General features: G+C 27.7%; 17 protein-coding genes. 4 read left to right on the forward strand and 13 right to left on the reverse strand.

Annotated features, from left to right (window positions below; genetic code table 11):
- The first annotated feature begins 4 nt into the window (after positions 1–4).
- A complete protein-coding gene (locus tag ALEK_RS17650; RefSeq protein ID WP_265734111.1) occupies positions 5–127 on the forward strand; it encodes a hypothetical protein in 123 nt (40 codons plus the stop codon).
- 18 nt (positions 128–145) lie between these two features.
- Here the strand turns inward: ALEK_RS17650 and ALEK_RS07765 are convergent, their stop codons facing one another.
- The gene (locus tag ALEK_RS07765; RefSeq protein WP_071625729.1) at positions 146–631 is read right to left on the reverse strand and encodes a MarR family winged helix-turn-helix transcriptional regulator; all 486 of its coding nucleotides are present in this window, start codon (positions 629–631) and stop codon (positions 146–148) included.
- 106 nt (positions 632–737) lie between these two features.
- On the opposite strand from ALEK_RS07765, the gene ALEK_RS07770 reads away from it, so the two are divergent.
- Positions 738–1,058, forward strand: coding sequence for a DMT family transporter (locus ALEK_RS07770; RefSeq protein ID WP_071625728.1), 321 nt, complete (start codon positions 738–740; stop codon positions 1,056–1,058).
- 20 nt (positions 1,059–1,078) lie between these two features.
- On the opposite strand, the gene ALEK_RS07775 is transcribed toward ALEK_RS07770, so the two are convergent.
- The 9 genes from ALEK_RS07775 to ALEK_RS07815 form a co-directional block, all read right to left on the reverse strand.
- Positions 1,079–2,149, reverse strand: coding sequence for an FkbM family methyltransferase (locus ALEK_RS07775; protein ID WP_071625727.1), 1,071 nt, complete (start codon positions 2,147–2,149; stop codon positions 1,079–1,081).
- Complete coding sequence (locus tag ALEK_RS07780; RefSeq protein ID WP_173424126.1) at positions 2,150–2,968, reverse strand: DUF234 domain-containing protein; 819 nt, start codon at positions 2,966–2,968, stop codon at positions 2,150–2,152. It abuts the gene before it with no gap.
- Between the two features lie 207 nt (positions 2,969–3,175).
- The gene (locus ALEK_RS07785) at positions 3,176–3,778 is read right to left on the reverse strand and encodes an acetate uptake transporter (RefSeq protein WP_071625725.1); all 603 of its coding nucleotides are present in this window, start codon (positions 3,776–3,778) and stop codon (positions 3,176–3,178) included.
- Positions 3,779–3,959: 181 nt separating this feature from the next.
- Positions 3,960–5,255: a murein hydrolase activator EnvC family protein gene (locus ALEK_RS07790; protein ID WP_071625724.1), complete on the reverse strand. Its 1,296-nt coding sequence runs from the start codon at positions 5,253–5,255 to the stop codon at positions 3,960–3,962.
- Positions 5,248–6,066 (reverse strand): cell division protein FtsX, encoded by an 819-nt coding sequence (locus ALEK_RS07795; protein WP_071626123.1) that lies wholly within the window; start codon positions 6,064–6,066, stop codon positions 5,248–5,250. Before ALEK_RS07795 ends, ALEK_RS07790 begins: the two co-directional genes overlap by 8 nt.
- A complete protein-coding gene (locus tag ALEK_RS07800) occupies positions 6,053–6,715 on the reverse strand; it encodes a cell division ATP-binding protein FtsE (protein WP_071625723.1) in 663 nt (220 codons plus the stop codon). The genes ALEK_RS07795 and ALEK_RS07800 overlap by 14 nt, the downstream gene beginning before the upstream one ends.
- The gene (gene trmB / locus ALEK_RS07805) at positions 6,712–7,908 is read right to left on the reverse strand and encodes a tRNA (guanosine(46)-N7)-methyltransferase TrmB (RefSeq protein WP_071625722.1); all 1,197 of its coding nucleotides are present in this window, start codon (positions 7,906–7,908) and stop codon (positions 6,712–6,714) included. The genes ALEK_RS07800 and trmB overlap by 4 nt, the downstream gene beginning before the upstream one ends.
- A 17-nt stretch (positions 7,909–7,925) precedes the next feature.
- On the reverse strand, positions 7,926–9,200 hold the full coding sequence (locus tag ALEK_RS07810) for a fibronectin type III domain-containing protein (protein WP_228146248.1): 1,275 nt from the start codon (positions 9,198–9,200) through the stop codon (positions 7,926–7,928).
- Positions 9,148–10,134 (reverse strand): RluA family pseudouridine synthase, encoded by a 987-nt coding sequence (locus tag ALEK_RS07815; protein WP_071625721.1) that lies wholly within the window; start codon positions 10,132–10,134, stop codon positions 9,148–9,150. The genes ALEK_RS07810 and ALEK_RS07815 overlap by 53 nt, the downstream gene beginning before the upstream one ends.
- 19 nt (positions 10,135–10,153) lie before the next feature.
- Between ALEK_RS07815 and ALEK_RS07820 the strand changes: the two genes are divergently transcribed.
- Both ALEK_RS07820 and speB read left to right on the forward strand, forming a co-directional pair.
- A complete protein-coding gene (locus ALEK_RS07820; RefSeq protein WP_071625720.1) occupies positions 10,154–11,260 on the forward strand; it encodes an FtsW/RodA/SpoVE family cell cycle protein in 1,107 nt (368 codons plus the stop codon).
- A gap of 2 nt (positions 11,261–11,262) precedes the next feature.
- Positions 11,263–12,114: an agmatinase gene (gene speB / locus ALEK_RS07825; protein WP_071625719.1), complete on the forward strand. Its 852-nt coding sequence runs from the start codon at positions 11,263–11,265 to the stop codon at positions 12,112–12,114.
- Between the two features lie 28 nt (positions 12,115–12,142).
- Here speB and ALEK_RS07830 read toward each other — a convergent pair whose 3' ends face one another.
- The 3 genes from ALEK_RS07830 to ALEK_RS07840 all read right to left on the reverse strand — a co-directional run bounded on the left by ALEK_RS07830 (position 12,143) and on the right by ALEK_RS07840 (position 14,693).
- Complete coding sequence (locus ALEK_RS07830) at positions 12,143–13,066, reverse strand: methylenetetrahydrofolate reductase (RefSeq protein ID WP_071625718.1); 924 nt, start codon at positions 13,064–13,066, stop codon at positions 12,143–12,145.
- A gap of 112 nt (positions 13,067–13,178) precedes the next feature.
- Positions 13,179–13,898: a hypothetical protein gene (locus tag ALEK_RS07835; RefSeq protein WP_071625717.1), complete on the reverse strand. Its 720-nt coding sequence runs from the start codon at positions 13,896–13,898 to the stop codon at positions 13,179–13,181.
- 12 nt (positions 13,899–13,910) lie between these two features.
- Positions 13,911–14,693 carry an energy transducer TonB gene (locus ALEK_RS07840; RefSeq protein WP_071625716.1) on the reverse strand — a complete coding sequence of 261 codons (783 nt, stop codon included), beginning with the start codon at positions 14,691–14,693 and terminating at the stop codon, positions 13,911–13,913.
- Positions 14,694–14,721: the final 28 nt, after the last annotated feature.

A 14,721-nucleotide genomic window follows, 5' to 3' on the forward strand; every position in this document is an offset into this window, starting at 1 on the left:
TGCAATGAAGTGGGTTTTATTAATGTTGTCTTTTTTGGTTGTATATTCATTTGTTTCAGGTAATACAGGTGGTGCTTCAAAACTTGGAGAAAACTATCATAAATTAATGAGTAAAACTGAAAAGTAATTTTATTTTTGAGTTTTACTAAGACAGCATTTTTTCTAGTAAGGCTTGAAGGTTTTTTTGTTCTTCATTATTTAGTTTACTATAATAAGTATCTTCTAATTCTAAGATCTCTCCTAAAGCTTTAACAGTTGTTTCTTTTCCTAGTTGACTTAATTGTACGAGCTTACTTCTTTTGTCTACACTATTCTCAATTCTTTGAATATACTCTTTTTCTTCTAATTGTTTAAGAACCTTTGTCATTCCTCCTGATGAAAAAAGCATTCTCTCATAGAGTTCTGTTGGGCTTAATGTATATTGCTCATCACCTAAGTAATAAAGTGTTGATAATACATCTAAGTGTGTTTGATTCATATTATAAACATCACTTAATATTTTATTCCCCTCATCATACATCGTGTTTTTTAAAAAGAATAATGAAGCAGAAATATTAATACTATCTTTGTATATCTGAGGTGTATTTTCTTTTATATTTTGGATTCCGTTTTTTAAGTGTGATAAATTCATAGGTTAATTTTATCATAGTTTAAATAAAAGTATCTTTCTTAGTAAGATATATTTAAGTATATTGATGTTATCTTTCTGGGAAAGATATATTTAAAAGGACAAAATCATGACAGCATGGATTTATTTAATAGCAGCAGGTTTATTTGAAGTGTTATTTGCTTCTACATTAAAATTAACAGAGAATTTTACTAAGTTAGTACCTACAATTGCATTTTTAGTTTTTGCAGCTACAAGTTTTTATTTATTAACAAAAGCATTAGAAGGTATTCCAATTGGCACTGCTTACGCTATTTGGACAGGTATTGGTGCAGTAGGTACTGTATTAGTTGGAATCTTTTTTTATAATGAACCTTCATCAGTTCTAAGATTGTTTTTCATTAGTACATTAGTGATTTCAATAGTAGGATTAAAAGTAGTTTCTAGTTAGTTTATTCAAAGAAGTAAAAATTACTTCTTTGGAATAAAATACATAACAGTTTCGTATATACCTTCCATATAGTGTCTTATATAGACTGTATACTCTTTTTTGATATCTAGTACCATTTGAGGTACTTTGTACCAATCTGCTGCTTTATGATAGATACAAATAGCAAGAATAGGGTGATACTTTAGAATAGTTTCTTTTGAACCCTCAATTGCATCTTGTTCTGCACCTTCAATATCCATTTTGATAAAATCAACTTTTTCTTTTATTAGATTATCTAAGGTATTGATATTCAAAGCTTGATAGTCATGAGCACAGTTTGTTTGGCTTTCATCTTTATCATTAGAGTTTTGAACTTTGTTTCCAAGGCCACAGTTGATAAACTCAATATTTTCATATTCAGAGAAGTTCTTCTTTGCAATATTTATATGTAAGTCATTTGGTTCAATACAATAAATCTTATTGAAATCTGGAAAATGGTTCATTATAGGTTTTAATGTATCACCAATATATCCTCCACCATCTACAAAGTTTATGTTTTTAATATCTGGTATTAGCTCACTATCGAAATACTGTTCATCGAAGTTATTCGTAAATCCATTCATAAACTCAAAATCATAAGTCATTTTGAAATTTAAGACTTTTGTAAAAACTTCTTTTGATTTTTCATCAGCTAATAAATTATAAGTTTTTTGATACTCTTTTTCATTCTGTTTAAAATCATCTTCAAAATCATCCATAAAAGGTGGTTGATTTAATTGTAGATTTGAGTATCTATAAAAAGAAAGATAGTTAAAATGTGTATATCCAAGCTCATCAAGTTTAGCTATTACTTCAAGAGGACTTCCTGTTGCTGTACATAATATAATTGCATCTTTTGGTACTTCTTCAATAGTAACTATATTTTTCTTTTTTCTTGAACTTTGTACTCTTGTAAAGTCATCAATGATTCCATCAACTTCTATATGCTTACAAATACTTTTTGTAAGTCTATTAATACCTAAGATGTATTTCTTTGTATCTTTTGAAGAGATAAAAAGTTTTGCTAACTCTTTATCTTTTTCGTTTATATAATCAAAACCAACTAAGTTCAATTATTTAGACTCTTCTAGTAATATTTTTAGGTTTCTAGTAGTTAAAAGTTTGATTGTTTCACTTTTCATTCCCTTAAGCTCTGTAGTAAAACCTTTTTTTGTAAATAGTGTATGAATATCAGCTTTTAATCCAATTGTTTCACAATCAGCTTTTAGCTTGTTTAAATCACTTTTTTTAAGTTTTGAGTTTGTTTGTTTACAGTTCCCTGCAATAATTTTTCCTGATTTAGTTTTAGCAACTAATGAAATTTCTATATTATCATCCCAGTATTTACCAATGTTTTTAATCTCATCATCTTTGTATAAATCAGTAATAAGTTCTAATCCTAACTCTTCAAAAATAAAATCACTAAAATCAGCTTTTCTAGCTTCATATTTTTCATAGAATTCTTTGAAGTCACCTTCTTTGATTCCTTTGTAAATTGGTGAAACAAATGCAAACCAAAATCGTAAAAAAGGAGTAGTAAATAGAAGTTTTTTAGCAATTTTACTATCACCTCTTTTATTAACTAAAAAGTTTTGAGAAGATTCAATTTCAACAATTCCTCTTTCAGTTAAGTTCTCAACACATTTCATTCCTTGTTCAAAAGTAATATGAGCTCTTTTGAATGATGAATATGTTCTTCTATCTCCTAATGCAATTCCTGATAATACAGCGTGATCTACACTATATCCACCTGTTAGGTTATGTACATTATTTCTTAGGTATGTGTAATCTTTTAAGATATATTTTTCTATTAATTCTGTTAGTGGTTTTGTTGTATCAATTTTGATATCCATTCCACCAAATACAGTAAAGTATTCAATAGCTGTTTCCATATCTTTTGGATTGTTTTGTTTACAAAAATGTTTAAATTGATTTTTTGTTGATTGATCTATTAAAAAGATGTTATTTCCTTTTGAAAATTTTATGCAATTATAGCATACATCTTATATAGTTGGATTATGAGAAAGCTTTTATTAGAGTAAATTTATAGATAAAAAGAAATAAGAAGGGGAGAGATCCTTCTTATTTGTAAAAAACAGCTACTTAACTATTCCAAGAGGAAAAACATCATCTTGATATAATTCATTTAGAACTTGTGCAAGTCCTGCATATATTGCTACTAAACCACATACAACACCTTCAACACCAGCAATTTGTGTAAACAGAGTATTTCCTGTAAAATCACCAATAGCTAAAAGGAAAAATAGTACAGTTAAAGATCCAAAGACAAATTGTAAAGCTTTGCTAATTCTGAATGTACCAATGAAAAGCATTAATGTAAATAATCCCCAAATTGATAAATAGAATCCCATTGCAATTTTTGATGGAGCATCAATTAGTCCCATCTTTGGTAGAATAATTAGTGTTACTAAAGTTAACCAAAATACACCATAAGCTGTAAATGCAGTTGTACCAAAAGTATTATTCTTTTTGAACTCCATTAACCCTGCTAAGATTTGAGCGAATCCACCAAAGAATACACCCATTGCTAAAATCATACTGTCAAGTTCTGTAAATCCAATATTATGGATGTTTAATAAAACAGTTGTCATACCAAAAGCGCATAAACCAAGTGGTGCGGGATTAGATGTAGTATCTACAATCTTTGTATCTGTAACCATACTTTGAACATTTTCTTTCATGTTACCTACTTAAATAGATTTAATCGATATGAAATCGATATGACATTAAATCCTTTAGATATGATATTAATATAATATTTTAAGCAAAATATTATAAACGTAGCAATAAAATAGCATAGTGTAACTTTTAGGAACTACAATATGAATACATAATGAAAAAATTATGTATAAAAAAGTAACACTATATTCTAAATAAGTCTTTTGGGTTAATATGAGATGAGTTTTTAGTAGCTTGGAATGTAAGGTTGTTATTAACTCTACCAATAACATATCCTTTTTTAATCCATTTTCCAACTTTTAGAGTTGGAGCTATTTCATCTAAGTGAGAGTAGATTGTATGTAATCCGTTTTGATGTTGCACAATTACAACGTTTTCTAACATACCAGCATTTTTCTTAGCATATACAACTTTACCATTTAATACTGATACTACTTTAGCTTTTTTCTTTCTTGTTTTTAATACAACAGATTCATTAAATAGTTTAATTTTATAAATTGGATCATAATAAGTACCGAATTTTTTCACTACTTTAAATGATTTTAGAGGAGCTATAGTTTTTCTACCTCTATATCTAGTGATTTTTACACCAGCAGTTGAAGAACCAATTTTTCTAACATCTAGGTTTAAGTTCTTAGCATACTTTTGATTTCTAACCTCTGCTGTGTCAATTGAGTTTGTCTTTGTGCTTTTTTTCTGTTTCTTCTTTTTTAAGGCAGCAAGTCTTGCTAATCTAGCTCTTTTAGCTTTCTCTTTTTTGATCTCTTTTTCTTTTAAAATATTTAGCTTTGAAAGAAGGTTTTGTAAAGATTGTTGTTTTTGAATTACGTTTTTTAATTCTTTTTGATAAGACTTATGTTGTTGTTCTAAATCTATTAAAGACTTAGAGTGTTTTGTTTTTAAAGTATTTAAAGTCTTTTTTGTTTTTTGTCTATCTTTAATATACGAAGAAATCTTTTTAATTTTCTTCTCATTTACTTTCGTATTGTTAGTTAGTAAATCATAATTATTGTTTAGTTTTAATATTTGATCTTTAGAGTTTTCAGAAAGAATAGTATAAACTTCACTATCAACCATCTCTTTTAAACTATTTTTAGAAGCTAGTTTTAAAGCAATAGAAGTAGAAAAATCTTCGATGATTGTATCAACGATTTGTTCTTCATTTCCTTTTTTTTCTCTGATTAAGTTAGTAGATTTTTTCTTTAGTTGTTTTATTTTATTTTTTGATTCTGATAATAAAATAGTATGTTTATCAATATCAGTATTAACTCTTTTAATATCTCTTTCTAATTTTATAATATTTCTATTTTGTTTATTGATTTTGTCAGAAAGACCTTTTATTTTTAGAGCTGTTTGCTTCTTTTTTGAGGCACTCTTATTTAAGATACTTTGATTATTATGAATCTTCTTATCAATAGTTTTCGTAGATGCATACGAATAGTTAATTATTATAATTAATGCAAGAAATAGTTTAGTCATTATTTATTTTATATTTTAATAAAACCCCAATAATTGTAAAAATAGAAATACTAAATGATAGTATAAATATTTTGAATAACTCATAGTTAAAATCGATTTCAACATCAATAATTGACTGTAGTTCTACGGGAAATATAACCATCATATTATTTGATACATAATACAAGAATGCACCAACTGTAATAAATGATATTAGTGAACTCATAATAGCATAATTTAATACACTTGATGCACTATATAGAATAGACGCTCCATGTAGTCTTAAAATGGCTATTTTAGTACTATGTTCGTGAAACCAAAGTTTTACCTGTTTTGCAATAATTATAATGGCAAATATAGTAATAATAGTAAATAAAATAAATGAAACACTATTTAATAAAACTAATAATAAATATGTTTGATTATGGTTTTTTGAGAAAACTTCTACTTTTCTAATGTTTTTATTTTGTAAAAGAGTATCTTTGATTTTCTCTAATTCACTAGTCGTAGGGAATACTTCTAAATAAATTTGATAGAAGTTAGGTAATTTTCTTTTTAATAATTTGATAGAAGTATTTGAAAGATTTGATTTGATATCGTTGATAATCTTCTTTTTTTGTAAAGTCTGAATTCTTTCTACTTTAATTCCTGCTAATTCATCAATATTATCTTTTATTAATGGCGTATTTGTAACTATAACAATAGAATAATCTTTTGATATCTTTGTTTTATAGTTATCTACTACATTATCTATTAATAAATAAATAGAAAATGCTAATAACATAGCAGTTAAGGGAATTAAAAATGCGAAAATATTCTTAAGAAACTTCATAAATAATTCCATCCTCTAGTGATAGTTGTCTAAACTTAATTCCTAAGTTTCTAGGAACTCTATGTGTTACAACAACTACTGTAATACCTAGTTGTTCATTTGCACCTTTTAATAGGTTCCATACAACATCAGCAGAATAATCATCAAGATTTCCTGTAGGTTCATCAGCAATAATGATTTTTGGATTATGAGCAAGTGCACGTGCAACAGCAACTCTTTGTTGCTCACCACCACTTAGCTCATTTGGATAATATCCAGCTCTATGTCCTAGTTTTACATGTGCTAGTAGTTTATTTGCTTGGTCTTTTGATACTTCGTTTGAATAACCATTAATTTTAAGAGGTATCATGATATTTTCTTCAATAGTATATTCATTGATTAGTTTATAATCTTGGAATATAATACCAATATCTTTTCTTAAAACTCTTAGCTTTTTCCCTCGAATACCAAGAACTTCTTGACCTTCAATTTTTAAACTACCATGTTTTAAAGGGATTTCTCCATAGAATGATTTTAATAAAGTAGATTTACCACTACCCGAGTTTCCACCAATGAAGATGAACTCTCTAGGCTTAATGCTAAAATTACCTTTTTTTATAATATATTTATTATCATCGTATGATAAGTATATATTTTTTGCTTCTATCATTTACTAATAATCTCTTTTAATTTTTTATGTGCTTTTATATTTGAGCTAGTTGGTAAAGGATTTCCTTGATAATAAGAAAGTTTTCCATTTTCAACTAGAATATATTTACTTACAGGTCTATCAAAGTTACCCATTGTAAGTTCAATTAATCCAGAATTTTCTTTATTCTCAATTGTAAATAAATCTTCAATATGAATAAAGAAACCTTTTTCAACAATTGGTTTCGTAGAAACATTTTTTATGAATTCTAAATAGTCTTCAATTTCTAAATCAAATGAGAAATCAGTATCAATTACTACTTGCTCATCTTCACTAGCTGCTGTTAAAACTACATCATAGATATTCTTACCTTGTTTTCTCCATCTATCTTCATATTTACTAATAACTGGTAAATCTTTGTTGATATCGATTGTAATTCTTCCTGTTGGAAGATTTGTAAGAAGTTCAGTACAGTAATCAAAATACTTTCTACTATCAGTTCTAAGTTCTAACGTTCCACCAACTTTAAGAACTCTTAATGCTTCATTGATAAACTCATTAGAATAAATTCTTCTATGTGGTTTTTTATCCCAAGGAACTGGAAAGTGTACAAATACTTTTCCAACTTGATTAGATTTAATAAACTCCATGAATAATCTTGCATCATAATTAACAATTAAAACATTTGTAATATTTTGAAGTTCTAATTGTTTTAATGCTTGTTCAATTGAAGGTGTATGAATCTCTAAACCAATAAATTGAACATCAGGATTTTCTTTTGCTTGGTGAATTAGGTGTCTACCACTTCCAAAACCAATTTCAATTTGAATCTCTTTATCTGTTTTGAACTCATCAACAAAATAGTTAATATCTTTTAAATATTGTTTTTGTGGTTCCATTTTAACGTTGATTGTATTTGTATTTGAAAATACAATATTTGCATCAACAGCACTTGCATAAGAGTTCAAGGCATCTTTAACAATTGTTACAGGAGCAACTCTTGTAACCTTGTCAATTTTAAGCATATGATCTTGGTCTTTATTTTTAATTGTTAATAAAAACTCTTTTTCTTGAGTCTCAACAGCAACTTTATATTCCGTATTTCTTTCATAGTCAGTGAAATTATACGATTTTGCTATAAATTTAAAATCTACACCTTCATGTGAAGAAGGTGTAGTGATTAATTCTTTTTTATTAAATACGATATGTGGCATTGTCTACTTTACTATTTTTAATTTTTAATTTTTGGAAGGATTAATTCTGCATCATCAGTTTTTTCTGACATTAATCCATATTCATCATTTGATTGAATAGAGTATTTGTATTGTACTCCATTGATGATGTTGTTATCTTCAAACCTAAGGCCTTTGATATCAGTGAATTTTTCTGTTTTAGATTCAAAAAAGCTAACTTCTGTTGTTTTATAAACATTGTATGACATAGCTCTTTTATCACCAGCAGACCAGTTTAAAATTGCTTTAGAACCTTGAATCTGTGCAAGTGTAATAACAGGTTTTGCAGGTTTATTTAAAGTCATACCCATTCTTGAATCAATCTTATCAGAACTTCTTAAATGGTCTTTATCAATTGCAAAAACTTTGTAGTAGTAAGTTTTTCCATCTGAATCGATTTTATCAGTTACTGAAAGAGTGTCTTTTGAAACTTCTTTAACTTTACTAAATCCTAAACTTTCAAATAAACTTCTATGAATAGAATATTTTAATACATCCTCAGTTGGAGAAGGTTCCCAAGTTAATACAATCTTTTTAGGTTGATTTACAGTTGCTTGGAAGTTTTGAGCTCCAATTGGTAAAGGTTTAGTTTTTGCTGTAATAACTTCTGTTGGTTGAGTTGCTACATCTTCGTAAGTTAATGCAGTAATTCTGTATTTATAAACTTTGTTATTACCTAAACGATCATCAATGTATTCAGCATTTAGTCTTCCGTCAATTCTTTTTAGTAATTTCCATTTGTTTAATCCAGTATCAAATTTTTGGATTTCATAATATCTGATTCTTAAATCAGGATGTGGTCTCCATACAAGTTTGATTCTGTTTGGTAAATCAGAAATACCTTGTGCAAAACTAACTGGTAAAGCTCTAGCCGCTGTTTGTGTTACATAAGCTGTAGTAGTATTTGATTCACTACCATTCATTGCTTTAGAAGATATTTGATAAACATATTTTGTGTTAGGTTCTAGTTTTGTATCAACAAAGTGCGTAGTGTATCTGTTATCAAGAGATTTGATAAGTTTTAATCTTCTGCCATCTTTGTGCATATTAGCTCTGTAGAAGTTGTATCCAACTACTTTTGGGTCTTCTACTTTTTTCCATTCAAAAGCAATTGAAGTAATGTCAGCAATCGATTTAATCGATTTGCTGTCAATTACTTCAACTGTTTCGTCAACTTTTGGTTTTGTAGGTGTACCTAAGTTGCTTAATCCACTACATCCACTAAGTAAAAGAAGTGAAGCTGCTAATGATGTCGTTTTCACTAATGTTGTCATTTATCATCTCCATTTGAAAGTTGTTATTTAAAAAATTATTTATGTCTTCTGGTAAATCTGCTTTGAAACTCATATCTTCATTTGTGATAGGGTGAGTTAAGTATAGATTATATGCGTGTAAATAAAATCTATTTATTTTATTTAATTCGCCCTTAAAACCATATAAATTATCACCTAGAATATGCCTATTTATCGAGCCTAAATGTACTCTGATTTGGTGTGTTCTACCTGTAAATAATTTTGCAGCAACTAGTTCAAATTTTTCATTCTTACTAAGAGCAATTTTTGCGAATGCTGATTTAGCATTTCTACCATTAGATTCAATAGACATTTTTAGTCTATTATTTGGATTTCTTCCTATTGGTTTTTCGATTATTATATTATCTTTAAGAGGTAAATCAATAACTGCCAAGTAATATCTACCCATTGATTTAGCTTCTAATTGTTTTGATAATCCAACATGTGCTTCATTAGTTTTAGCAACAACCATTACTCCAGTTGTTCCTTTATCTAATCTATGTACAATTCCATGTCGCTCTTCTCCTGAAATAGTTGAGAGAGAAATGTTTTTTAGTTTTAACCAATCTACAAGAGTTGCATCTTTTACACTTGGAGCATCATGTACTGTTAAACCAGCTGGTTTATTTACTACAAGAATATGATCATCTTCATATATTATTTTTACATTTTTATCTTTTAGTGATTCTTTTACAAACTCTTCATCTTTCACTGGATTTAACTCAGCTTGAGGAAAATGCACTTCAATCTCTTGATTTTCTTTTAATTTTAGACCAGTTTTAGAAACCGTCTTACCATCTACTTTAACAAACTCTTTTTTTATAAGTTGTTCTATTTGATTTCTTGAAGCATCAATCTGTGATGCCAGAAATTTATCTAATCTATTTGCTTCTTGAACAATAAAATTTTTATCCATATTTAGATACTCTTTCACTATGCGTTTATTTGATAAGAGAATTATATCCCATTTTGATTATTTGTTAATCATTTTTGTTTTACCATTGGTGTTTTTATCACATCACCTAATCAGTGAAACAAATGAAATATTAGCGAATAAACAATTAATCTACTTTACAATTTCATTTTTTGCCTTTGCAGTAGTCTTCATTTTGCCTATAAGAAAGAAGTTAAGAATCATACCTTTTCTTTATTGGCTTGGAATTATTTTACTACTAGCGGTTGAATTTTGGGGTGTTACAAAACTTGGTGCAAAAAGATGGCTTCCTATGCCTATTTTGAATACGACTATACAACCATCAGAGTTGATAAAACCTATATATATTTTAATGTTAGGTTATTTAATACACAGTAGACCACCCCCTAAAAATGGCTATGGATTTATTGATTTTATGTATTTTTCATTTTATATTTTGTTGCCATTTCTTTTAATTGCAAAAGAGCCAGACTTAGGAACAGCTCTTGTTATGCTTTTAGTTGGTTATGGAATTTTATTTATTATTGGTGTAAATTGGAAAATTTGGGCAGGAATTATTTTGACAATTGCCATTTCTTCTCCCTTTATGTATACATATTTAATCAAAGATTATCAGAAAAAAAGAATTAAAGATTTTATTTCTGAAAAACCTAGTTATCACGTACAACAATCAATTATTGCCATAGGTTCAGGTGGTTTAGTTGGTAAATTAAGTGAGGATGCAACTCAAACACAGTTAAAATTTTTGCCAATTGCAACTAGTGATTTTATTTTTGCATATTTTGTTGAAAGATATGGGTTTTTAGGTTCAGTAGGCTTGATATTTATTTATGTTTTACTGATTATGCACTTACTAACCATGAACTATTATTTCAAAGATGATTACGTCATACGGGCGTTTGCTTCAGGGCTTGCGCTATTGTTGTTTTTGAATATGAGTGTAAATATACTTATGGTTATTGGTTTTGCTCCAGTTGTTGGATTACCATTGCCATTGTTTTCCTATGGTGGGAGTTCTTTTATTAATTTTGCTGTAATATTCGCAATATTAGAAAATTTATTAGCATTTAGATACATGGATATGTACAATTATGAGAGGAAATTATAAACATGAAAGCACAAAGTAATACTTTTATAGGATTTGAAGAAAATTTTGAAGAGTCACAAGCTGTATTATTTGGAGTACCCTTTGATGGAACTACTTCATTTAAACCAGGTGCTAGATTTGCACCAAGTGCAATGAGAGAAGATTCTTGGGCTATTGAGAGTTATTCTCCTTATTTAGATAAAGATTTAGAAGATTTATCTCTATTTGATTTTGGAAATCTAGAATTACCTTTTGGTGATAAAATGAATGCTTTACGAATGATTGAAGAAACAGTTGATGAAATCGTACAAGCAGGAAAAAAACCAATTATGATTGGAGGAGAACATTTAGTTTCTTATGCTCCTGTAAAATCATTAGTGAAAAAATATCCAGATTTAAATATCATTCATTTTGATGCTCACACAGATTTAAGAAGAGATTATTTAGGGGAAGAATTTTCACATGCTACGGTTTTGCGAAGAATATATGATTTAGTTGGAGATGGTAAATTAAATCAATTCTGTATTCGGTCAGGACTTAAAGAAGAGTTTGAATGGGCAAAAGAACATGCACACCTAGAAAAGTTCACTTTTAATACTCTAGAGAGTAGGGTAGAAGCTCTAATTAATGAACCTGTATATATTACTATAGATTTAGACGTTTTTGATCCTTCTGTATTTCCTGGGACTGGAACGCCGGAGCCTGGTGGAATTAATTTTCATCAGATGTTAGAAATTATTGGTACTTTATCAAAATTAGAGAATGTAGTAGGTATTGATGTTGTTGAATTGAGTCCAAAACATGATGCTAGTGGAGTATCTACAGCAGTTGCTTGTAAGACTTTAAGAGAGTTGGTATTAGCAACAATAAAGTAAAAGATTTTCTTTTACTTTATTAAAAATATTATTCGTTATCTTTGATAATCTTTTTTACTTCATTTAATAAATCTACTGAAGCATCAATTTCTTCTTTTCTAATTGCAACACTCTCAACGTTACAACCAACTGGAATACCTCTTTTTTTACCAAAGATATATAATTCCTCAAAGAACATTTTAGATAATCTTACTGATTCTTCTAGAATATTTCCAGAATCTTTTAAATCCTCTTCTAAATAATTTGGAATATTAATCCCTAACCATTTCATAAAGTCTAATGTTTTAGCACTTCCACAAGGAGTTAATGTGAAAATAATAGGAACCATTTCTTTATTATTCTCTTTTGAGTATTTAGCATAATCACTTAAGAAGATCTTTGCAGCTTCTAAGTCGTAAACACATTGAGTAATAAAATATTCACAAGAACTATCAATTTTTGCGAATACTCTTTCATGTTCATTATGTTTTTTTGTATGTCTTTCTGGAATTGTAATTCCACCTAAACATAAGTTATCATTTACTTCTCTTTTTAAACTATAAGCTTCTCTTAGAGTAATATTGTTTTGCTGTTCATGTGAAGCAGCTCCAACAAATACAGAGTGCACTTGGCTTTGTTTAGTCTCTTCTAACCATGCAGTAAATTTTTCACTAGTGAAATTTCCCACAGCTCTATATACAATTCTTGGAGTTTTTAAATCTTGTAAATATTTTTTTGAGTACTCACAAGGATTTAGAGTTTTGATAAAAGGGAAAGGTCTTTTTTCATCTGTTCTGTCTGATTCATCTTGAATATCATATAAAACTAAACCATCAATGTCTAATTTTGAAATTCTATCAACATGTTTTTTAGCAATAACTTCGATCTCTTCAGATGTATGTTTTACTTTTGGAGGTGTGATACCGTATAATAAAATACCACTTTGTTTTGTTCTTATTTTATCTGTTAACATTTATTTAGTAACCTTGAAATATATTATAAATTTTTGTATTTTACTAGATTTTGTTTAAGTCTATGTAAAAAGAGTTTTTGAATCAGTAAATATAGGAGTATTTTCCTATATTTTACATCTGACCTTGGGCTTTTAGAATTTGTTTTAAGATATCTAAATCATAGACACTTTTTCCACAAGAAGCTACATCTGTTTTTACATTTAGAAATTTAGTACCTTTGTTATCAAGATATGTATAGTTTAAAACATAATCTTTTTTTAATAGTTTTAAATAGTTTTCATCTTCACAAATAGATTCTTGAACTCTTTTTCTAAAGTTTTTTAATCTTGGCATTCTATTTTTTTGAATATTTAGACTAAGTAATTGATAAGTATAAGCAATATTTTTTTCAACTATCTCAACATTTTGTAATTGAGTATATGAATCCACTTTGATTGGAAGTTGATCTTTTAGTTTTTCAATTTCACTTTTTATTATGTACTCTTCCATAAAGTATATTTTTGCTAAATCATTTAACGCAAATAATGAAAACATAAGATTTATTGTAACCATAATCTTAGCCATAAAACTCCAGAATTTTGAACCTAAATATTTATTGGCACTTCTAATTACCGCTATAAAAATAAAAATTGTATAAATAATTCTAAGAGAATAAAGAGAGAAATCTATAATCTTATCAGATTCAGTAATCTCAAAACTATCTTCACCTATGTTGAAACCAAAAAAAACATTTAGTAATAAATTTGCAAATACAAACCAAATCCAAAAAGTAATAGAAAGGCTAATTTCACCTTTTATAAGTTTTCTGAAATAACTTTCGTTTGTTGTCATGTTTTGTTTCCTTTAGTATATTCTATAATGAACTTGAAATTTTAGTTTTGTAGGTGTTTTAGGCCTAGGATAATCTTTGTATGCAATTTCTATTAATTTTAATGAATAGTCATCAAATACAGCATAACCAGATGAATTGGTAATTTTAAGATTTTTAATATTACCATTTGGATAATACATAAATTCTACTATATTTTTCCCAGATAATCTTAATTTTGCTGCTAACTTAGGATATCCAAGTCTTGTTAAAACCCTTTGTGTAATTACTTGAAAATTGTTAAGATTCTTTTCTAAATATGCTTTTTGCACCTTTGTAAAGGTTTGATATTCTCTTCCATATAACCTTTGTAGTTCATTTAAAACTTTATTATTTACAGGCTCTTTTTGTGATAGAAAATCTTCAAGGGTTTTTTCTTGTATTGTTTTTCTTTTTTGAACTTGTTTTACAGGTGTTGGCTTTTTTACTCTTTTTTTCTGATAAGTTACAGTTTTTTTAGTTTTGATATATTTTTTTGGTAAAGTTCTTGTTATCTGTTTTTTTACTTTCTTTTTTACAATAGGCTTTTTTATAGCTGGTTTTTTAATTTCAACTATTTTTTTTGGCTCTACTTTTTTAATCTCTTTTTTTATGGGCTTTGGCGCGATTTGTTTTAGTTTTACAAATTGTACATTTGATTTTTTATGGTCTATATTTTTATTTGTTTTAGTTTGCGCAGCTTTTTCAATTTTATATTGTTTAAATAGTAATAAGTGCAGGGAAATGGATACAACAAAGGCAAATATAATTATTTTCATAAAAAGATTATATTCAAAGTAAACTAAT

The sequence above is a fragment of the Poseidonibacter lekithochrous genome, from assembly GCF_013283835.1.
In the GTDB taxonomy this organism is placed as follows: domain Bacteria; phylum Campylobacterota; class Campylobacteria; order Campylobacterales; family Arcobacteraceae; genus Poseidonibacter; species Poseidonibacter lekithochrous.